The sequence below is a fragment of the Vibrio breoganii genome, assembly GCF_001677275.1.
GTDB classification, from domain to species: domain Bacteria; phylum Pseudomonadota; class Gammaproteobacteria; order Enterobacterales; family Vibrionaceae; genus Vibrio; species Vibrio breoganii.
Genome location: NZ_CP016178.1, coordinates 731,652 through 750,935, shown reverse-complemented (window position 1 = coordinate 750,935; position 19,284 = coordinate 731,652). Strand labels below are relative to the sequence as shown.

The window sequence follows — 19,284 nt, the reverse complement described above, 5'->3', positions numbered from 1 at the left end:
TAGAAAAAGAGACTTAGAGCTAAATCAAGAGAGTTGGTATGGCGATATAGGCTTTTTAAGTTATATACTAAATGTATGTTACGGGTTGTGAGAAATGGTTTTGCAAAGGCAGCAACAACTAGACGAAATATTAAGCGGTGAATTGCTTAAAGAATATAAGACTGTGCACGCAATGATCGAGATCTATTGCGCGAAGCATCATGGGGTTATACATGGCTTATGTGAAGAGTGTACCGAGCTAAGTCAATACGCTAAGACTAAGCTGGATCGCTGTGTATTTGGTCAGAACAAGCCAACCTGTAATCGTTGTCCTGTACACTGCTATCGACCGGAACCCAAAGAGAATATGCGTGCTGTGATGCGCTTTTCCGGTCCAAGAATGTTGCTCAAACACCCACTACTTGCCATTCGTCATCTGCGTCACGAAAAGAAAGCGGTGCCTGAGGTGCCGAAAAAGAACACCTCTAATCGGCACCTAAGGAAAAGCAGCGGTAAGCTTTAAGCTGATAGCTGATAGCTGATAGCTGATAGCTATCAGCTATTAGTATTACGTTGCGGGCGACGTCTTGGCTTTGGTTTAGCACCATCGCGAGAAGCTGTTGCAGGTTTGTTTTGTTGGTTGCCCTTGGACTCACTGCCTTGGCCTGAACCGCGTCGTGTAGAATGACGCTTGTTCTTGTTGGCGGGTTTGTGCCCTTGAGCGTTTTCAGCTGAGCGTTGACCATCTTTGTGTTCAACTCTTGGCTTTTTAGGTTTCTTCGGCTTGATAGCGCGTGTATCAAGCTTTGATTCAGGAATAGGGTTAACAGGCTTGAAGCCTTCCATTTCATGGCGCTCTAGTACCTTGCCAATCAGCCTTTCAATGGCAAACAACTCTTTCGTCTCGTCAACGCATACCAAAGAGTACGCCTTGCCTGTTTCACCAGCACGACCGGTACGACCAATGCGATGTACATAGTCTTCAGATACATGGGGAAGATCAAAGTTAACCACTTGAGGAAGCTGAGGGATATCGAGACCACGTGCGGCAATATCAGTTGCAACTAAAACGCGAATCTTACCTGTTTTGAACTCTTCTAACGCTTTAGTACGCGCGCCTTGGCTCTTGTTACCGTGAATCGGTAGCGCTGAGATTTTTTCTGCTTCAAGGAAACGAGCGAGGCGGTTTGCACCATGCTTGGTTTTACTGAACACTAGAACTTGCTGCCAATTACCCTCTTTAATGAGTTTGGCAAGAATGGCAGATTTTTGGCGCTTATCAGATACGTAAACGCTCTGCTCAACCAGTTGAGTGGTTGAGTTTGGCGGGTTTACTGAAACCTCTACTGGATTGTTAACTAGGCCACGAGCAAGGTCTCTGATCTCTGGAGAGAAGGTCGCTGAGAACAATAGGTTCTGACGCTGTTTAGGCAGTAGGTTCAGGATACGTTTGATATCACGGAAAAAGCCCATGTCTAGCATGCGGTCGGCTTCGTCTAACACCAATACTTCTAGCTCAGAGAACTTCACCGCATTTTGGCTGTGCAGATCTAGCAAGCGACCAGGCGTTGCTACTAATACATCACAACCCTTGCGAAGATTAAGCATCTGAGGATTGATCTTAACGCCACCAAACACAACGGTAGAGGTTGTTTCTAGGTGTGCGCCGTATTTTACTACGCTGTCATGTACTTGAGCAGCAAGCTCACGAGTTGGTGTTAGAACAAGAGCGCGAACGTGATTTCCTTTTGGTCTTGGCCCAGTACTCAATCGCTCAAGCAGAGGCAGAGTAAAACCAGCGGTCTTACCTGTACCCGTTTGAGCTGCGGCCATAACGTCCTTGCCTTCAATAATGGCAGGGATGGCTTTTTCTTGGATAGGAGAAGCCTTTGTATAGCCTAATTCGTCAATAGCACGAAGGATCGGGGCTGATAGACCAAGGGAGTCAAAACTCATAGATGTTCTCGATGTGAAGTAGTGAAGGCGGATTTGCCTGCAAATAAGCTAGTGAGAGCGTAGTTGAATAATGTGAAAAACGCTCACCTTCTTAGGAAGGGGCGCCATTTTGCTTTCTTTTGTGAGAGACATCAATAAGAATATACAGACCTAGGTAAAACAAAGTCTTACATGCTTCCATTAATCTATCATCCTATCTATTCAGATCTTCCTCTTCCTGATGGGCACCGTTATCCGATCATGAAGTATAAACTGCTGTATGACGCCGTTGATTTAGAGTTGCGACAACGGGGAATGGGCGCAGAGCGTGTGTGCTTTTACCAACCTAAGCCTTTATCAATAGACACTGTCTCACAGAGTCATGACTTAGGTTATATCAATCAGCTCGTTTCTGGAGATTTACCTGCGCCTAAAATGCGTCGTATAGGCTTTCCCTGGAGTGAGCAACTTATTAAAAGAACCCTTACCTCGACTGCTGGCACTGTAATGACGGCGCAAAAAGCCATTGAAGAGGGTGTAGCGATACATCTTAGTGGTGGCTACCACCACGCGCATACGGATTATGGTAGTGGGTTTTGCCTGTTCAATGACTTAGTAGTTGCAGCCAATGAAGCACTAAAGCATCCAGACGTCGACTCAGTCATGATCATAGATAGCGATGTGCATCATGGCGATGGTACCGCCACCTTGTGTGCTGATAACCCAGATATTACGACAGTCTCATTTCATTGTGAGAAGAACTTCCCAGCGCGAAAACCCAGCTCTGATATTGATGTTCCTTTGGCAAGGGGAACCACAGATAGGGAATTTCTCGCCTCATTTACGTCAGTGGTTGAAATGGCGGTGAACCTTTATCGGCCTGATCTCATTTTATATGACGCAGGTGTGGATATTCACGAGGGGGATGAGCTCGGCTTTCTTGAAGTCAGCACTGAGGCTATTTACCAAAGGGATCGATTTATGCTTGAGGTTGCAACCGAGCGCAATATTCCCATTGCTGCAGTAGTCGGTGGGGGCTACCGCAGTGATCATTGCGACCTTGTGCCTATCCATATGCAGCTTTTTAAGGCTGCATTGGATCTCATCTAGATAAAATGTGATGACTCTAGTTTGAGTGAGAAGGTGCCGCTTGATTAGGCGCAGGTATCAATGCGGCGATAACAGCAACGACTACGCTAGAGCCGATCAGGTCTTCTGGACGATGCATGCCAAGCCACAATCGGCTATAGGCGACCGCTAGACCCCAAGCGAAAACAATGCCTAGCATTAGGTACTGTTTTCGTTTTACGAATAAACCGCCAAAGAAGAACACACACAGAGCCACGAATACAGTGTGACCCGATGGAAACGAATAATCCGTTTCTCCCTGCCAGTGAATGGTTCGCCAGTGAGATACCTTTTCGGATGCGACTTCTATGATGCTATTTTGGGTAGCAAAATCGAGCGTGTAAAAGCGACTTGGAGAATCAACCAGGTCCAACTGCGTCAATGCTTCGGTATACGGGCGAGGGCTTTGTGTGATCTCTTTCATTGCCGATTTTGCTGCAAAAGAGAGCACCAGTAGAACACCTAGTTGGATCAACAGTAGTAAGAGTTGCTTCTTGTTAGCGGTGCCGAGCGCAGTTATGGCAACAAAGAAGGCCAAAGTAATAAGAAACCCTTGTGAGCCGGCAGAGTAGGTGAGATAGGTAAGGATAGCGCCAAGGTAGTTTGATTCAGGGCTGAGTAGGTCGATGTTAGGGATTACGCTTGATAGCAGTCCAACCGCGAGCAAAAACCCGCCTAAAATGAGCAGCCCAGTTCTATTATTTTTCCAGTATTGCAATTGCATCGTCTAGCTTCGCTCCTTATCAATGGGCCGGTATTGTAGCGCGCTTAACCTAGACGTCATAAAACTGAAACTTATATTGCGCTTACTTGCTTGATACTTGAACAAAACTATGTACAAACGTTAAATTTAACTCGCTAAATCAACACTTTGGCGACTAATTGCGACGAGTCGATTGTCTTCACTCCAGATATTCGCCTCAACGTGAGCATAACCTCCTGCCATCTTTCTTATGTCTGATTGGTAGGCAAACCACTGCGTTCCTAAATCTTCATGATTGGCTGCAGGGAATTCTAAATTCCACATCATGATAGTCCCGGATTTTTGGTCCTTCATTTCTGAGCACGAGTACGTCGGCCATGCGTCAATGAGGCAGATAAGATGAGCGCCAGTGGTTCGCATTGGCGAGGTTTTTAGCTTCATCCACCCATGATTATGAGAGACATCTTGTGTGGCATCGGGTTGAGGTGATTTTGCTATAGCGAAGTCAACTTGCTCCGTGTATGTAAGAAGGTTACTTGCAGTTAGTTCTGTCGCTTGACCATTAGGGAGTTGTTCCACACGCGGTAGCGCAGGTGTTTGCTGAGGGGGATTCGATAAAGAAATATTTGCCATTGCTTCTTGACCAAAACAAGAGTGTTGAACCACGACTACCTCATCATTTTGCACTATACGCCCTGTCACTTTAGAGTGCCTGCTGTCTTCATTTAACAGTTCTATTTCAAAGGTAAAGGGCTGGTCGATAAGCAGTGAACTAATAAAATTGGTTTTAACTGAATAAAGGGGTCTACCCAGAGTGGCAAGGGGCGAGGTTACGTGGAACAACAGCGCGGCGGTTAGTCCGCCAAATACACTATCTCCCTGAGACCAATGCTGTGACACGACCATGCTCGTGTTGCCGGAAACGCACCGCTCGGCCATTTTTAAAAGCTCATCTATGTGCATACATAACCCCTATATGTTGCATGGTTGTAACGAGCAATATACTGGTCTAATCAGGTGGATCAATACAAACTCTTGTGGAGTGTGACTTAGGTTACGCAAATGTTAACGGTTTGTCCTATTTCCTAATCGTCAAAGGGTGAGGGTTTAGGACGTTGCAAAATCGAGAAGTGAAAGAAAACTTGACTCAAATGAGGTTTCACTCTTAGCTCTAGGTAGATTTAATTACTCAATGAGAGCTCAAGTTCATGATCAAAAAATGGCTACAAGGATGTGTTGTTTGTTTAGGGCTGCTTGTGAGTGGTTGTGCTAGTTACAGCATTACCGAAAAAGAAATGACTAACTATTTGCAGGACAACGTGAGCTTCGAGCAGTCAGTGGGCGTTGAGAATCTGCTTTATGCCCAAGTGTCGGTGGATGATCTCGAGGTAAGAATCGGGCGTGCAGATGTAGATCGTGTGTCTGTATTTGCCAGTACACTGGCAAAAATTCAAATGTGGGGAAATCAAAACCAAACCCTAGACCTGGATTTAGAATTTAGCGCTGTCCCTGAGTATGACGCGCAGAGCGGTGAGGTATTTTTAAAGTCGATACGATTAGAGCAGTTTAACGAGAAGGGCGATCAGCGCTTAGCCCCAGAGATCAAGCAGCTGTTAAAACCTGCGGTGTCGATGATTGGCTATGGTTTATCACAGCAACCCGTTTACAAGCTTGATAGTAATGTCGTTCAAGAGGCTTTAATTAAATCTGCTGAGCCCAGTATGGCTATCAAGGACAACAAGTTGGTGATTGAACTGTTTAACTAGCGGCCTCTTGTTACTACTAGGGTCTGTTGACCTTTTGCGATTAAATTTTGCTCGACCAGAAGTCATTTAATCAAGGCGAGGGACTTGCCGCCTAGTCATCTAAGCAAAAGTCGCTCAACGATGAGTAAATGGGTTCTGGACGAGCCCTTCGGGTAGCGCTTTGTTGGGCATTTCTACCGCGTTAGTCACTTTTCATGTGGAACCACCACACCTAAAAGCGACTGCCTTGTATTAATACCCAACAAATCGCTACAAAAACAACCTCAAAAGGTCAACAGACCCTAATCTATGCTAAATGGCTTAATACTAACGCCCATCGTAAAGATGGGCGTTAGTATTTCTAAAGCTAGGCTGGTGACAGTGTCAGGTTCTTAATCCATATGCGTTTCAAGAATCGGTGGAAACACAGGGCAAGCTTGACGATTTCTTCAGTGAGCATTAATGCGTAAACGTATTCAAAGCTCCATCCTGCGATGAATGCTCCCCATGCAAGGCATGGAATACCCACCATCCACATTGCAATAAAGTCCATCCTCAAACAGAACGAGTTCTCTCCGCCAGCTTTCAAGATACCGACAATGATCACCATGTTAAGCATGCGAATACCGAGCAATACGGTGAATACCATGATAGCTGGGGATGCCAGTTCATAAAGCTCTGGTTGGTTTAGGTTAAGGCCGACCAAAATAGACTCTCTGAACAAAAAGACCATTAACGCAAGCACGACTGAACAACCAAAAATCGTTTTGATAAACCAATTTGCCATGTTTCGAGCTTCATCGAATTCGTCATTGCCTAAAGACTGACCAATGAGAACCGCACACGCAATTGCTACTCCAAAGAACGCTGAATAACATAAGCCTTCAAAGGGGCCGAGCATACTGAATACAGCGAGCTCTGTAGTGCCCATATGCCCAAATATCACCTGATAGGATAGGGTACCCATACCCCAAATGATGGTGTTAGCGGTTGATGGAATCGCCAATTTACGAAATGACGTTGCTAACCTTTGTGGGTTTGGCAATACCTCTGATTTTATTAACCAGTGGTTTATCTTGAACAGGGCATAAAGGATAGCGACGACTTGGAAGACCCGTGCAATCGAGGTCGCTAAAGCGGCGCCTGCAACGCCCATAGGTTCTAAACCCATTCCGCCTTTAATTAGCCAAAAATTCAGGCCAATATTCAAGAAGACCGTCGCCCCGCCCAAATACAGAGGCAGCATTGCATTGCCTGAACTGCGAAGGCTAGACTCTGCAACAATGATCCAGTGTGTTAGCACTAGAACAGGTATGCTGTACCACAAATAGGTTGAACCTAGGCTTATCACATCAGGATCACTGGTTTGCAGTAGCATGATGTAACCAGAGAAAACCGTGATAATAAAGGTGAGCGGAACCATCAGCCAGGTGCCATACTTCAGCGCCAGCATGTTGACCGTTTTGGCAGAGCTCGCGTCTCGGCGTCCCCAATATTGCGCAACAAGGATGCCGTTGGCAGTGGCGATACCGGCAGAGACCATAATTATGACAAAGTGCCATTTAGTGGCGATCCCTACAGCGGCGGGTGCTTCTTTACCTAAATCACTCACCATCAGAACGTCTGCAAGCTGCAACATAGCCACTAGAGCACTTTGCAAAGCGACAGGTACGGCGAGGCGTGCAACCTTAGAGAAAAAACCATTTGGCATGGAATTCACACTTGCAACATTTTGCTTTTGACTTGACATAATAACCTCCCCGAAAATCAGGGTAACTATAGCCACACTGAATGGATAAAGGCATGTTCAAAGAAAGCCAAAACCTGTGCAAATCTGTCATGCAACTATTTTCACCTAAAAGTGAGTGGTCAGACAAAGTCTATTTAAGCGATGAGTGTAAAGAACGGTTTCTAACCAACACGGATATTCCCGAACTCGGCGAAAGTGGTTATTTTATGGCTGGTTTAGCTGAGCTAGAGGCAGGCTATGAAATCGAGCGTGAAGGTATTGGCATTCATACCCTGCTAGTGACCTTAGAAGGCAGTGGCGTGCTAATCACGCCGGAGTTTGTCAAAGAGCTAAAACCGTACAGTTTAACCGTGTTACCTGCAGGCTTACCTTATCGTTTTGAACTGCACCCAGATTTCACGCACTGGAAGATGGTTTGGATATTACTAGAGAAGCTCCCTAAATGGGATGACCTGATCTCTGGGGGGCAAGCGGTGATGCCGTTTGAGTCTAGCGAACAGGTATGGTCGCTAATGAACCTACTTCATTTGGAGATCAATGGCAGACCTGCATATCGACGCTTGCTAATTAGCGAGGTAAGCCGAATCTTGGCTCGGTTTGAAGCAAAGCCATATAGCTCTGCGATTCGAGTGCAAACCACATTTAACGATATAGAAGCCCAGTTGCATCATGACTGGACGGTTAAGTCGATTGCCGAGAGGTGCTTTATTAGTCAGGAACAGCTCAATCGTGTGTGCAAATCCCTATATGGGATGTCCCCAAGAAGTAAGCTTATTGCGCTACGTATGGATAAAGCGACGGATCTTCTGCGCTATGAAGATTGGGCAATCGCCATGATAGCTCAGCGACTGGGCTACAATGATCCCTATAACTTTACACATAGGTTTAGAAAATATTTTGGATGCTCACCACGAGAATATCGAAAACGCTTTAGAGAGGCAGACCCAAAGACCTCTGCGGGTTAATGAATGAATTTCTTAGGACACCTGCATCTTGCTGATGCGAGTAATAGCAGTCTTCTAGGCAATCTCCTTGGCGATTTTGTACGCGGAAACCCAGAAGGGCGTTACCCTCAAGAAATAACGCAAGGCATTCGCATACACCGATTTGTTGATAGCTTTACTGACAGCCATCCGCTAATTGCTGAGATAAAGCCATTATTTGGGGCAACGAGGCGTTTTTCGCCCATAGCTTTGGATGTGTTCTGGGATCACTGTCTAGCCAATCATTGGGACAAGTTTCATGCAAACTCCCTAGAAAGCTTTTGCTATCAAGCCAAACAAGCTACTCATCCTCGGTGTGTTGAAGCGTCTTTACCTGAACAATATCAGCGCGTCATAAGCTCAATGTGGGATAACCGCTGGATAGATTCCTACAGAGATCTGGATAACATCGGTTATGCGTTGGCGCGGATGTCAAACCGAAGTCCGCGCATGGGACCGCTAGCCGATTGCTTTGAAACGTTAGAGAAACACTATAAAGAGTTAGATCAGGTGTTTATGGATTTTTATCCAGACGTAATAGAGGCTGTAACTGAGACTAAATTCGAGTAGACTCACGCCCTAAAATGACCAAACAGTACGGAATTACCTATGTCTTCATCACAATTTGCTGCACTTGGCCTTGATGCTATTCTCGTTGAGCAGCTAGATAAGCTGAACTTTGTCACTCCTACACCCGTTCAACTTGAGGGAATTCCTCACGTTCTTGAGGGAAGAGACGTACTCGCAGCTGCTCAGACAGGCACAGGTAAAACCGCGGCATTTGGTCTACCTATTATTCAAAACTTGATGGGGCAGGTGAGCGTTCATAACACTCAATCGCCCTGCAAGGTAAAGGCATTGGTTCTCGTGCCAACACGAGAGCTAGCTCAGCAGGTGTTTGACGCTATTACGCAATACGCTGAGCCAACCGAAGTGAAGACGGTGGTTGTGTACGGCGGTACGAGCTTTAATGTACAGGCGAGTAACCTAAACAAGGGGTGTGATATCTTAGTCGCCACGCCCGGCCGTTTATTGGATCATCTGTTTAATAAGACACTCACTCTACAACATACGAAATATCTAGTGCTTGATGAAGCTGATCGAATGCTAGACATGGGCTTTATGCCAGATATTAAGCGTATTTTGCAAAAACTCAGCCCTGATCGCCAAACGCTATTCTTCTCCGCGACGTTCAAAAAAGGCGTAAAAAACCTTGCCTATAAGATCCTTGATAATCCTGTTGAAGTGGAAGTCAGCCCTGCAAATTCAACTGCTGATGCGGTCGAACAAATGGTTTACCCAGTCGATAAGAAGCGTAAACGAGAGCTACTTTCGTACCTGATAGGTTCAAGAAACTGGCAACAGGTGCTGGTCTTTACCCGCACTAAAGAAGGCGCAGAATCTGTTGCAAAAGAGCTTAAACTGGACGGAATCCAAGCGGCGTCTTTGCATGGTGATAAAAGCCAAGGCGCAAGGCAGCGTGCACTCGATGACTTTAAAATAGGTAAGGTGAGGGCGCTGGTGGCAACGGACGTTGCGGCACGTGGCATTGACGTGAAAGAGCTAGAGCATGTGATTAACTTTGATATGCCGTATAAAGCCGAAGACTACATACACCGAATTGGCCGTAGTGGACGCGCTGGCAACAAAGGCCACGCCGTATCATTAATGAGCCACAACGAGCAGTACTTACTTGAAGCGATTGAAAGATTGCTTGATGCCAAGTTACCTCAAGAGTGGCTAGAAGGCTTTGAACCAAGCCCAGAGTCTGAGATCCTTGAAGAAACAGGCGGTCACCGCCGCAGTCGCAGCGCCGAAAAGCGCAAAATGAAAGCGAAAATGGGCGTACATAAGAACCGAGGTAAGAGCCGCGGAAGGTAAGTTGATTTGATAGGAGTTCGGTAGTTTCTAAGATACTGGATAGCCACGTTGTGGCTTCCAGTATGACTAGGTTTGCTGACCTATCGGCACCATCACGTCATACTGGCGAAGGCCAGTATCTCAGAACGCACAAATCAGGCTAATTTCGTAATTGGTTTTTAAAACGATGAGTTGGGTTGTACCTAAGATACTGGATAGCCACGGTGTGGCTTCCAGTATGACGAAGTTTACTGAGCTATCGCCACCATCACGTCATACTGGCGAAGGCCAGTATCTTAGAACGCACAAATCGGACTAATTTCGCAATTAGCTTTCAAAACGATGAGTTGGGCTGTACCTAAGATACTTATATGGACCCCCTCGGTAAATCAACAAAGAATTTGGAAAACAAGTATAGATGCGCACTTATATACGGGCTTTATTGAGGAGCTACCTCGCCCTAAAATGTAGTCGCACCAGTAGGCTATTTCTCGATATCGGCAAGTCTACTGCCTCGAATCTTATCTAGCTCATACTGGTCGGTCTTACCTGTCTTACATCGCTCTTCGTTGACTATGCTCGGTCTATCATGACAATTTAATTGGCTGATAGTCCGAATCATTCTTTAATAAAGCATAAGCGGTTCGAACGGTTTTGTTCGCTAAAGCAATTGCAGCGATCTTTTTTCCTCGCCGTTCGACTAGCGCTTGTAACCACTGCTCTTTGTTTGTTGTCGCTGGACGGTTTAATACATGAGTGATAACGGAAAGCGCTCCTTGAAATAAAATTGAACGAAGTCGCTTATCCGCACTGTACTTAGATATATGTCCAATACGCTCTTTCCCGCCGGAACTGTTCTGTTTAGGTGTTAGCCCTATATTAGCGGATGCTTCTCGGCCATTAGAAAAGTTTTCACCTCGCCCTAATCGTAACGCTAACCCTAGCGCCCCTAACGGACCGACCCCTTCTAGCTTCATCAGCTTTTTGCAAATATGATGCGACTTAACCAAAGATTCGAGCTGCCTATCTAGTTCTTGCAAGTGTTCAATTTGGCACAATAAATGTGACCATGACCTGTGTAGCGCCGTTCTAAAACTATCAGGTAAAGAGTTATCAGCATCTTCTAGGATGAAAGGGATTTCCTTTCTTAACTTAGATAGGCCTTGCGGTAGAATAACTCCGAACTCAGCTAATACTCCTCGCATCTGGTTACTTTGTGCGACTAGTTGAACCTTAGCCAAGTGTCGCATACGCTCTAACGATTGAAGTGCCTGCTCCTCAGTTGAGTGAATATGAGTACCATGGATGTGCTCTTGCTGTGCTGCAACACCAATGGCTAAAGCATCATTCCTATCTGTCTTTTGCTTGGTTTGAAATGCTTTTACGGCTCTGGCGTTGATGACTTTTACAATGTGGCCTGCGCTAATTGCGAATCGAGCCCAGTAGTGTGCACTGCCACAGGCTTCCATAGCCACGAGGGCTTGTTTTTCATTTATCAGAATTTCTTTGAGTTTTGCTCGACTGACTTCGCGGTTGTAAATGACTTTTCCGTTAGGGCAGAGTTTGCAAACTTGGAATACATTCTTTGCTAAATCAATAGCTAATAGATTAGGCTTAGTCATGTATGGGCTCCTTTGGCTAATCTTTAGTCGGATTAAGACCGTAGCTCCTCAAGGAGAGGGAGTCCATACATCTGGATAGCCACGGTGTGGCTTCCATTATGACGAGGTTTACTGAGTTATCGGCACCATCACGTCATACTGGCGAAGGCCAGTATCTTAGAACGCACAAATCGAACTAATTAGGTAATTAGCTTTTAAAACGATGGGCTGGGTTGTACCTAAGATACTGGATAACCACGTTGTGGCTTCCAGTATGACGAGGTTTACTGAGTTATCGCCACCATCACGTCATACTGGCGAAGGCTGGAATGCCAGCCCAGCAATATCTTAGAGCGCACAGACTAACCTAGCTTTTCAGCCAACTTCTCTAGCAACACGTCAATATCATCCGTACTCACATCCTTATGCGTTACAAAACGAATAGGGTTGCTAGGGGTGATAGTGATGCCTTCTTTTTCTAGCTCCGCAGCGATATTGTCGATATCAACACTTTGGTCGAGCTTAGCAAACACAATGTTGGTTTGTACTAGCTCGGGTTTTACTGAGAAACCAGGCAGTTTAGCTAAACCGTGAACTAGTTTCTGCGCGTTGTCATGATCCACTTTTAGCTGCGCTACCTGCTCTGTTAGGGCGAGCTTACCAGCAGCGGCAAGTAAACCCACTTGGCGCATACCACCGCCGAGCATCTTACGAATGCGGCGTGCCTTATTAATCGTGACAGCGTCACCTAATAGTAGTGAGCCGATAGGCGCAGATAGGCCCTTTGATAAGCAAATGGTCATGGTATCAAAGTGCTGAGCAATTTCGTTAATATCAACATCTAACGCAACGGCTGCGTTGTAGACTCTCGCGCCATCTAAGTGAAGTTTAAGGCCGTGCTTATTGACGAACTCTCGTGCTTCCGCGAGATAAGATAAAGGCAGAACCTTACCATTGATGGTATTTTCTAGGCTCAGCAGTTTGGTGCGTGCAAAGTGGAAATCTTCTGGCTTAATGACCGCTTCTAGCTTCTTGAAGCAAAGCGTGCCGTCCGGTTCATTCATTACCGGTTGCGGCTGAATCGACCCTAGTACTGCAGCGCCACCCGCTTCATATTTGTAGTTATGGGCTTGCTGACCACATAGGTATTCATCACCACGCTCACAGTGCGCCATAAGCCCTAATAGGTTCGCTTGTGTGCCAGATGAGGTGAATAGGGCCGCTTCAAAGCCATGGGTATCAGCGGCCCATGCTTCTAACTCGTTGACTGTAGGATCATCTCCGTAAACATCATCTCCAACTGGAGCGTTTGCTATTGCGTCTCGCATAGCTTGAGTCGGGCGTGTAACTGTATCGGATCGAAAATCCATATTTATTCCTTTTAACTTAATGTTCCGCTAAGTAGCGCTTTAGATACCGCAGCTATGGTTTTAGCGTCGCTGATCTTATCTTGTTGAATCCACTGAAGTAATTCATCGATTGAGACTTCAAGTACTTCAATGACTTCGTCCGTATCGGCCTCGAGCCTTTGAGTGAGCGTTAAATCCTCGGCAAAGTAGAGGTATTGGATTTCGTTACAAAACCCTGCCATTGGAGTGAGTTTTCCAAGGCTTTGCCATTTTTTCGCGCTATAGCCGGTTTCTTCTTCCAGTTCGCGTTTTGCTGCCGCAAAAGGGTCTTCGTTAGGCTCTAGTGTCCCCGCTGGGATTTCAAGTAGCCATTCCTTTAATGAAGGGCGGTACTGATTAAGTAGCAGCAGCTTACCTGATGGCGTTTTAGCCAAGATTACAACAGCACCTGGGTGATTAATAGACGTATGGTTGGTAACGACTCCATTTGGCAAAGTGAGTGTTTCTTCAACTAATGACAGATTTTTCCATTTATGGAGTGTTTTTTGCATTCTTTGTTACTCTTTTTGCCTTTATTTTTAGGCCGTTTATGTACAAGATCACACTTTTCATGTTGACCTTTATTCACATCTCAAAACTCAAATTAACGTATTGATTGGAATGGTTAAATACCATATTTGCAATCTTAGTTTGCAGTGTGAGTAAGATCTCGTTAAGTTGTTATAACAGCTAGAGTTAATTTGCGTTTGTAACATATAATTAACCTGACTATAAAAATAATTAACAGCCGCTGTTTTATGGAGCATTTTAATAATGGAAACGACTCGTGTTTCTCACGCGCAACGTGCATTGCGTTCTGAACGTATCAACAAACTTGTAAAGGTGCTTTCAGAAGGCGTTTATGAACGCGAACACACCATTAAACTCTGCCTACTAGCCGCATTATCGGGAGAAAGTGTTTTCCTTTTAGGGCCTCCGGGTATTGCAAAAAGCCTTATCGCCAAGCGTTTGATATCTGCATTTGAAAGTAGCAGCTACTTTGAATACTTAATGACGCGCTTTTCTACACCTGAAGAAGTCTTCGGTCCCCTTAGCATCCAAGATCTGAAAGACCATGGCCGTTATGTTCGATTAACCAAGGGCTACTTGCCTACGGCGAACGTCGTATTCTTAGATGAAATCTGGAAAGCGGGTCCCGCTATATTGAATACGCTCCTTACTGTAGTCAACGAGAAAACCTTCAAAAATGGCAGTGAGATCGAGAAGGTGCCTATGCGCCTGCTTATTTCCGCGTCAAACGAATTACCAGACAAAGATAGTGGCCTAGAAGCTCTGTACGACCGTATGTTGGTGCGCATCTTCGTTAACCGAATCCAAGACAAACAAAACTTCCATAGCATGCTGACTGTGGGGACACCGCAAGAAGCGCAGGTGCCAGATGAGCTCACTATCTCTAATGAAGAGTATGCTCAATGGCTCAATGAGCTCGACAGCATGCCTTTATCCGATGAAGTGTTTGATAAGTTGTATCAACTTAAAACAATGCTTGAAGCACGCCATAAAGATGCCGAAGAAACCTTGAGTGCCGATGAGCTGTATGTGTCAGACCGTCGCTGGAAGAAAGCGGTGAAACTGCTTAAGGCGAGTGCGTTCTTTAATGGTCGTCAAAAGATCAACGCCCTTGATCTTATTTTGATTCAAGACTGCTTATGGAATAGTCCCGAGTCTCGTTTGATAGTGCGCGACGTGATACGAGAATTTGCTCTTAAGCGTGCGTTTAATCAAAGTGAAATACTGCAGACGATCGAAGACAGCAGTCAGATCCTAGAAGATATTCAGGCAGAGATAGAATCCAGTCATACCATGAAAGTAGAATCAGAGCCTGGCACTGGTTTACTACGCAAGGGCAAGGAAGACTTTAAGGCTAACTTTGATGACTGGCGTCCTCATAGTGTTGGCAATGCACGTAACCTAGTTAAACTTGTGCTGTTACAAAGCAATCAGTCTGTTTCTGAGCATGATAAAGGGGATACCCGCTATGTGTTCGTGCCACAAACGGATCTTGTGAATGCTATTAGTCATGGCGGTGGCGATGTCTATGGTTACGTCAATCAAAACCCAAACCTCATGTCACTGAAGTTTGCACTTGATGCCGATAATAACCTTGTTATTAAAGACATAGCTAATCGTTCTGTTTTGCTGAGCTTAGTGACTAACGAAGGCCTTGATCCTGAGAAGCATCAGTTATGGCATGCACAAGCGAACGAGGCGGTGAATAACCTAATGAATGCTGAGCTACTTTTAACAAAGGTGCGTTCTGATTTCCACGGCGCATTGCCGCATAATTTCATTGAGCCGGAACTTCCAACGGCAATGGAGTCGAGCCTACAGCAGCTCTCAGAAGCGCTTAGCTCTGCTCAAGCCACCTCAAAGAAAACAGCACAAAGAATCGGTTTTTTGGCCGGCTTCTTTGCGGAATAGGAGAGCGGGATGCTAGGTGCTGACGCATTAAATCTCGCAATGTCCGTTGCAGACTCTGGAATGGTAGAAACCGCGGTCAATGATCTTATTGGCCGCAGTCAGGTTCTTTTGTCTTCTGAAAAGCCAGGAGTGCAGACCTCGGTTAAAAACCACTTAAGAAAGTGGAAAGGGTCAGTCAAAAAACGCATCAGTAAGGTCTCTGAGTCTGAGCAAATCCAAGCTGAGCTTGCTCTTTATCAAAAGGTCATTCACTGGGATGAAGAGCAGTTTGATAAAGATATAAAATCTGTGGTGAGTGAGCTCAAAGGAAAGAGCCCATTTTGTGGTCCGGCGAAGAAACTCCTTGAGCGTCAAAAACACACACCTAATCCAATGTTTGCGCACTACTTTTGTGATCAGTGGTATCAATCCATATACAACACGATCAAACAGATGCAATTGGATGAACTCGAGCAAGATAAGCAGAAGTTCTTAGAAGATCTGTACAATCGCATGGAAAACATGAAGAACATGCGTCAAATTGGTGAGGCCGGAGACGAAGCACAACTAGGCCGTTTATGGGATATGGCAGCGGCTCGATTGAGTCGAACCGATGTCAGTACCATGGCCAAGTACGCGAGCTTTTTGCGTAAGCATAGTGGCTTAAAAGAGATTGCGAGCGAATTAGGTCGTATGGCTAGCCAGGTAGACGACCCTTCTTTAAGGAAAGCCCCTGTTGCTGAACTGCAGTTTGTAGAAGAGCAGTCTAATGAAGCCACCGATGATATCGTGGGGATTCATGAGAGCGACGATCTAAGTAAGATGTTGCCGAATGAAACCATGTTTTTGGCATACCCTGAACTTGAAACCATTTTTTATAAGCACTTAGTGGATAAGCGCTTGATGAGTTATCGTACTGAGGGGAAATCTCGCAAACTTCGTAAGATAAATGCGCAGCTACCTAACTCGAGCGAACTTGAGTTAGAAAAAGGGCCTTTTATTGTCTGTGTAGATGCCTCAGGTTCCATGAGCGGCTTCCCTGAACAGTGTGCGAAAGCCATCGCTTTTGCTCTTATGCAGATAGCCCTTGCCGAGCAACGAGACTGCTTCGTGATCATGTTTTCTACCGAGCAGATTACCTACGAGCTTACAAAAAAAGACGGCCTCAGAGAGGCGAGCGACTTCTTGTCTTATACCTTCCATGGTGGCACCGACTTTGAACCGGTACTGCAAAAGTGTATTGACCTTATGCACACCGACAAATTCTTGAATGCGGATATGGTGGTTCTATCAGATTTCATCGCACCGAGACAATCTGAGGATATGGTCAACAAGGTTGACGAGCTTAAAGCAAGACACAATCGATTCCATGCCGTGAGCTTATCTAAATATGGCAACCCGGAACTGCTAGATATCTTCAGCCACAACTGGAGTTATCATCCCGGATTGGTAGGACGATTCGTCAAAAAATTCTAACTTAGATTGGTAAACTTAGCCTCGCTTACGCGGGGCTTTTTATTTTTGTACTTCCTTAAACCATAAAATTATATTAGTATCTAGTACGAAAAAGTTTTATGGTGTGTGGAAATGAAAGCGTTTAAAGGCGTTGTTATCACTTTATGTGGGTTAGGTTTACTTGTCTTTGGAATAAAGTCGGCAACGTACAATGCGACCCTGATGGTGTTTGGGTCTCAAACTATTGGTGAAGTGATTGCTTTTGACCAATTGCAGAGGGGCAACAAGAGGCAGTATGCGGCTAAGGCGAGATTTGAGGTTGCAGGTGAAAAGTACCTCGTTACTGCAGACAATTACTCTTCAATGGGTCTGTATCGCACTCATCAGTCGATGGTTGTGACTTACCTTCCGTTTGCCCCTAGCTACGCTAAGTTAGCTCATGATGTCAAAGTAGGAGATGTTAGCTATCTGTCGATTGGGATCGGTTTCTTACTTATAATACTTGGATTTGGGCAAAGAACGAGTAGGGCACAAAGAGCTGCCTAAAGCATGATAAGAGCGCCATCAGCGGTAAACTAAATGGCGCTTTGGGATGATGAGGCTACTTCGCGGGTTTAAACTGAGCTTTGCGCAGACGGTTTAGAGTCGCTAGTAAGTCCAATATTCTCGGCTTCGCAATATCACCATTGTTTGGCATTAGTGCATGCCAATCATCGCTGTTGACAAGATTCTCGAATTCAACTTGCAGGTCTTGGCTCCAGCCAGGCACTTGCGCCACCTGAAACCATGTCCATCCTATCGCATTTACTTCATTTGACGTTTGAAGCTGCTCTAGCGCAGTGATATCGATAAACTCTTTACCAAAACGCAGAGAGGTTGTGCCTTTAGCTCCTACACGGAACTTGCCTTCTGCGAGTAATGTTTGCAAACATGCTCGATTGAATGAGCGTGGTTTGCTTTCTTGCAATGGCAGCTCACGCTCATGCGTTCGTTCTGTTGGATGTTGCTGTATTACCTGTTTGGCTCTCTCAGTGACATCGACAGGTTGATACTCGTGCATCTGAATAACGCAGTCAGCTTCATCAAGGTAGTCACCAGAGCCACCCATAACGATAATTGAGCTAATGCCCTCGCTGTCACGAAGCTCGGCGATACGGTCTACCAGCGGCGTGATAGGTTCGGCTTCTTTTGCTACCAAGGCTTGCATGCGCTCATCACGAATCATGAAGTTGGTTGCAGAGGTATCTTCATCTATCAAAAGACTCTTAGCGCCAGATTCGATGGACTCTTGAAGCCAAGCGGCTTGCGAGGTTGAGCCAGAAGCATCTTGCGTAGAAAAATCGGTAGTGGATTTGCCCATTGGCAGATGATTGATGAAGTTGGCAATATTGAGGTTATGAACACAGCGGCCATCTTCAGCGCGGATCTTCATGCTCAGTGGGTCAGTGACACAATACTCACGCCCATCTCCAGGGATATGATCATAAATGGATTTTTCGATGGCATTAAGCAGCGTAGATTTACCATGAAAACCGCCGCCGACGATCAGCGTGATGCCTTTTTTGATACCTAAACCTGTGATATCACCGCGGTTTGGCGTAGAAAGAGTGATTGCAAGCTCAGCAGGTGACTGCATTGCCAGTGCATCCTTCATCGGCATATCGCTCTCACCCGATAGGCGAGGCAGAATACTGTCATTGGCGATAAAGCTGACTAAATCATGTTTTTGTAACTGCTCACGAAGCGCAAACTGATCTTCTATAACTTCACAATGCTGAGTAAAGCGCTCTTGTGGTAGTTCTCTCCACAATGTGGCCTTACGCAGGTACTTTGGCAGGTAGAAGGTAATGATATTGAGTGCTTTCTTAGCCAATATGGAGCGACCATCAGCCGGAAGGTTGATGCGAAAACGCAGCTCAATGCCTTCGTCGGTAAACAATACCGCTGTGTTATCTAAAACAACTTGTCCTGTTGTCGCCACCGAAATTGCGTTGTCTTGTTTCGCGTATTCAGCAAGATTACGAGCGATGAAATCACGCGCGGCTAGTTGATAAGCAGGTGACTTCTCTTTAATGAAATCTAAGCCAGTCACAGACCACGGTCTTACTGCTCTAAAGCGCGATGCAGAGGCGTATGGGTCGCCTTGAACCTGGTCGATGTGCAAGGCAAAGTCCGTAAAGTCGTAGCTTCCCTTTATCTGTTGGTAGGCGCGATAGTTTTGTTTTTCGAGTTTTTTCAGTTTTGCGGTGAGCAGATCCATTTTGGAACCCTAGATTTCAAGCATTTAGCGATTATAACAATCCTACGCTGTAGATGTTCAGAAAAATGCATCGCTT

At 45.6% G+C, this 19,284-nt stretch carries 18 protein-coding genes; 10 read left to right on the top strand and 8 right to left on the bottom strand.

Annotated features, from left to right (window positions below):
• Window positions 1-94 precede the first annotated feature (94 nt).
• Window positions 95-502: a nitrous oxide-stimulated promoter family protein gene (locus A6E01_RS16350; RefSeq protein WP_017028112.1), complete on the top strand. Its 408-nt coding sequence runs from the start codon at window positions 95-97 to the stop codon at window positions 500-502.
• 32 nt (window positions 503-534) lie between these two features.
• Here the strand turns inward: A6E01_RS16350 and A6E01_RS16345 are convergent, their stop codons facing one another.
• Window positions 535-1,935: a DEAD/DEAH box helicase gene (locus A6E01_RS16345; protein ID WP_017028113.1), complete on the bottom strand. Its 1,401-nt coding sequence runs from the start codon at window positions 1,933-1,935 to the stop codon at window positions 535-537.
• Between the two features lie 171 nt (window positions 1,936-2,106).
• Here A6E01_RS16345 and A6E01_RS16340 point away from each other — a divergent pair, with 171 nt between their 5' ends.
• Entirely contained in the window at window positions 2,107-3,024 is a 918-nt protein-coding gene (locus A6E01_RS16340) for a histone deacetylase family protein (protein WP_017028114.1), read from the top strand.
• 16 nt (window positions 3,025-3,040) lie between these two features.
• Here the strand turns inward: A6E01_RS16340 and A6E01_RS16335 are convergent, their stop codons facing one another.
• Together A6E01_RS16335 and A6E01_RS16330 are read right to left on the bottom strand one after the other, a co-directional pair.
• Window positions 3,041-3,766: a phosphatase PAP2 family protein gene (locus A6E01_RS16335; protein WP_017028115.1), complete on the bottom strand. Its 726-nt coding sequence runs from the start codon at window positions 3,764-3,766 to the stop codon at window positions 3,041-3,043.
• A gap of 126 nt (window positions 3,767-3,892) precedes the next feature.
• The gene (locus A6E01_RS16330) at window positions 3,893-4,708 is read right to left on the bottom strand and encodes a thioesterase family protein (RefSeq protein ID WP_065210731.1); all 816 of its coding nucleotides are present in this window, start codon (window positions 4,706-4,708) and stop codon (window positions 3,893-3,895) included.
• Between the two features lie 245 nt (window positions 4,709-4,953).
• Between A6E01_RS16330 and A6E01_RS16325 the strand changes: the two genes are divergently transcribed.
• Complete coding sequence (locus tag A6E01_RS16325; RefSeq protein WP_017032282.1) at window positions 4,954-5,511, top strand: YceB family lipoprotein; 558 nt, start codon at window positions 4,954-4,956, stop codon at window positions 5,509-5,511.
• 346 nt (window positions 5,512-5,857) lie between these two features.
• On the opposite strand, the gene A6E01_RS16320 is transcribed toward A6E01_RS16325, so the two are convergent.
• Window positions 5,858-7,240 (bottom strand): MATE family efflux transporter, encoded by a 1,383-nt coding sequence (locus tag A6E01_RS16320; protein WP_017032281.1) that lies wholly within the window; start codon window positions 7,238-7,240, stop codon window positions 5,858-5,860.
• Window positions 7,241-7,293: 53 nt separating this feature from the next.
• Between A6E01_RS16320 and A6E01_RS16315 the strand changes: the two genes are divergently transcribed.
• The 4 genes from A6E01_RS16315 to A6E01_RS21640 all read left to right on the top strand — a co-directional run bounded on the left by A6E01_RS16315 (window position 7,294) and on the right by A6E01_RS21640 (window position 10,402).
• Window positions 7,294-8,205, top strand: coding sequence for an AraC family transcriptional regulator (locus A6E01_RS16315; protein WP_065210730.1), 912 nt, complete (start codon window positions 7,294-7,296; stop codon window positions 8,203-8,205).
• Between the two features lie 3 nt (window positions 8,206-8,208).
• On the top strand, window positions 8,209-8,793 hold the full coding sequence (locus A6E01_RS16310; protein ID WP_065210729.1) for an acyl carrier protein phosphodiesterase: 585 nt from the start codon (window positions 8,209-8,211) through the stop codon (window positions 8,791-8,793).
• Window positions 8,794-8,832: 39 nt separating this feature from the next.
• Entirely contained in the window at window positions 8,833-10,104 is a 1,272-nt protein-coding gene (locus A6E01_RS16305; protein WP_065210728.1) for a DEAD/DEAH box helicase, read from the top strand.
• 166 nt (window positions 10,105-10,270) lie between these two features.
• On the top strand, window positions 10,271-10,402 hold the full coding sequence (locus tag A6E01_RS21640; protein ID WP_257744253.1) for a hypothetical protein: 132 nt from the start codon (window positions 10,271-10,273) through the stop codon (window positions 10,400-10,402).
• Window positions 10,403-10,670: 268 nt separating this feature from the next.
• On the opposite strand, the gene A6E01_RS16300 is transcribed toward A6E01_RS21640, so the two are convergent.
• The 3 genes from A6E01_RS16300 to A6E01_RS16290 all read right to left on the bottom strand — a co-directional run bounded on the left by A6E01_RS16300 (window position 10,671) and on the right by A6E01_RS16290 (window position 13,584).
• Window positions 10,671-11,705 carry an IS110 family RNA-guided transposase gene (locus A6E01_RS16300; RefSeq protein WP_065210145.1) on the bottom strand — a complete coding sequence of 345 codons (1,035 nt, stop codon included), beginning with the start codon at window positions 11,703-11,705 and terminating at the stop codon, window positions 10,671-10,673.
• Between the two features lie 341 nt (window positions 11,706-12,046).
• A complete protein-coding gene (gene ltaE, locus A6E01_RS16295; RefSeq protein ID WP_017029914.1) occupies window positions 12,047-13,054 on the bottom strand; it encodes a low-specificity L-threonine aldolase in 1,008 nt (335 codons plus the stop codon).
• An 11-nt stretch (window positions 13,055-13,065) separates the two neighbouring features.
• Window positions 13,066-13,584, bottom strand: coding sequence for an NUDIX hydrolase (locus A6E01_RS16290; RefSeq protein ID WP_065210727.1), 519 nt, complete (start codon window positions 13,582-13,584; stop codon window positions 13,066-13,068).
• A gap of 259 nt (window positions 13,585-13,843) precedes the next feature.
• On the opposite strand from A6E01_RS16290, the gene A6E01_RS16285 reads away from it, so the two are divergent.
• The 3 genes from A6E01_RS16285 (at window position 13,844) to A6E01_RS16275 (ending at window position 17,494) form a co-directional block, all read left to right on the top strand.
• On the top strand, window positions 13,844-15,514 hold the full coding sequence (locus tag A6E01_RS16285; RefSeq protein ID WP_065210726.1) for an ATPase RavA domain-containing protein: 1,671 nt from the start codon (window positions 13,844-13,846) through the stop codon (window positions 15,512-15,514).
• 9 nt (window positions 15,515-15,523) lie between these two features.
• A complete protein-coding gene (gene viaA / locus A6E01_RS16280) occupies window positions 15,524-16,969 on the top strand; it encodes an ATPase RavA stimulator ViaA (protein WP_017029917.1) in 1,446 nt (481 codons plus the stop codon).
• 111 nt (window positions 16,970-17,080) lie between these two features.
• Window positions 17,081-17,494, top strand: a complete 414-nt coding sequence (locus tag A6E01_RS16275; RefSeq protein ID WP_017029918.1) for a DUF3592 domain-containing protein — start codon at window positions 17,081-17,083, stop codon at window positions 17,492-17,494.
• A gap of 55 nt (window positions 17,495-17,549) precedes the next feature.
• Here A6E01_RS16275 and A6E01_RS16270 read toward each other — a convergent pair whose 3' ends face one another.
• Complete coding sequence (locus A6E01_RS16270) at window positions 17,550-19,208, bottom strand: ABC-ATPase domain-containing protein (protein WP_065210725.1); 1,659 nt, start codon at window positions 19,206-19,208, stop codon at window positions 17,550-17,552.
• Between the last annotated feature and the right edge of the window lie 76 nt (window positions 19,209-19,284).

Excerpts from the sequence above, each read along its gene's own strand:
- A6E01_RS16305 (WP_065210728.1), top strand. The coding sequence starts at position 8,833 with ATGTCTTCATCACAATTTGCTGCACTTGGCCTTGATGCTATTCTCGTT.
- A6E01_RS16320 (WP_017032281.1), bottom strand. The coding sequence starts at position 7,240 with ATGTCAAGTCAAAAGCAAAATGTTGCAAGTGTGAATTCCATGCCAAAT.
- A6E01_RS16275 (WP_017029918.1), top strand. The coding sequence starts at position 17,081 with ATGAAAGCGTTTAAAGGCGTTGTTATCACTTTATGTGGGTTAGGTTTA.
- A6E01_RS16270 (WP_065210725.1), bottom strand. The coding sequence starts at position 19,208 with ATGGATCTGCTCACCGCAAAACTGAAAAAACTCGAAAAACAAAACTAT.
- A6E01_RS16290 (WP_065210727.1), bottom strand. The coding sequence starts at position 13,584 with ATGCAAAAAACACTCCATAAATGGAAAAATCTGTCATTAGTTGAAGAA.
- A6E01_RS16315 (WP_065210730.1), top strand. The coding sequence starts at position 7,294 with ATGTTCAAAGAAAGCCAAAACCTGTGCAAATCTGTCATGCAACTATTT.
- A6E01_RS16325 (WP_017032282.1), top strand. The coding sequence starts at position 4,954 with ATGATCAAAAAATGGCTACAAGGATGTGTTGTTTGTTTAGGGCTGCTT.
- A6E01_RS16350 (WP_017028112.1), top strand. The coding sequence starts at position 95 with ATGGTTTTGCAAAGGCAGCAACAACTAGACGAAATATTAAGCGGTGAA.
- ltaE (WP_017029914.1), bottom strand. The coding sequence starts at position 13,054 with ATGGATTTTCGATCCGATACAGTTACACGCCCGACTCAAGCTATGCGA.
- A6E01_RS21640 (WP_257744253.1), top strand. The coding sequence starts at position 10,271 with ATGAGTTGGGTTGTACCTAAGATACTGGATAGCCACGGTGTGGCTTCC.
- A6E01_RS16310 (WP_065210729.1), top strand. The coding sequence starts at position 8,209 with ATGAATTTCTTAGGACACCTGCATCTTGCTGATGCGAGTAATAGCAGT.
- A6E01_RS16300 (WP_065210145.1), bottom strand. The coding sequence starts at position 11,705 with ATGACTAAGCCTAATCTATTAGCTATTGATTTAGCAAAGAATGTATTC.
- A6E01_RS16345 (WP_017028113.1), bottom strand. The coding sequence starts at position 1,935 with ATGAGTTTTGACTCCCTTGGTCTATCAGCCCCGATCCTTCGTGCTATT.
- A6E01_RS16330 (WP_065210731.1), bottom strand. The coding sequence starts at position 4,708 with ATGCACATAGATGAGCTTTTAAAAATGGCCGAGCGGTGCGTTTCCGGC.
- viaA (WP_017029917.1), top strand. The coding sequence starts at position 15,524 with ATGCTAGGTGCTGACGCATTAAATCTCGCAATGTCCGTTGCAGACTCT.
- A6E01_RS16340 (WP_017028114.1), top strand. The coding sequence starts at position 2,107 with ATGCTTCCATTAATCTATCATCCTATCTATTCAGATCTTCCTCTTCCT.
- A6E01_RS16335 (WP_017028115.1), bottom strand. The coding sequence starts at position 3,766 with ATGCAATTGCAATACTGGAAAAATAATAGAACTGGGCTGCTCATTTTA.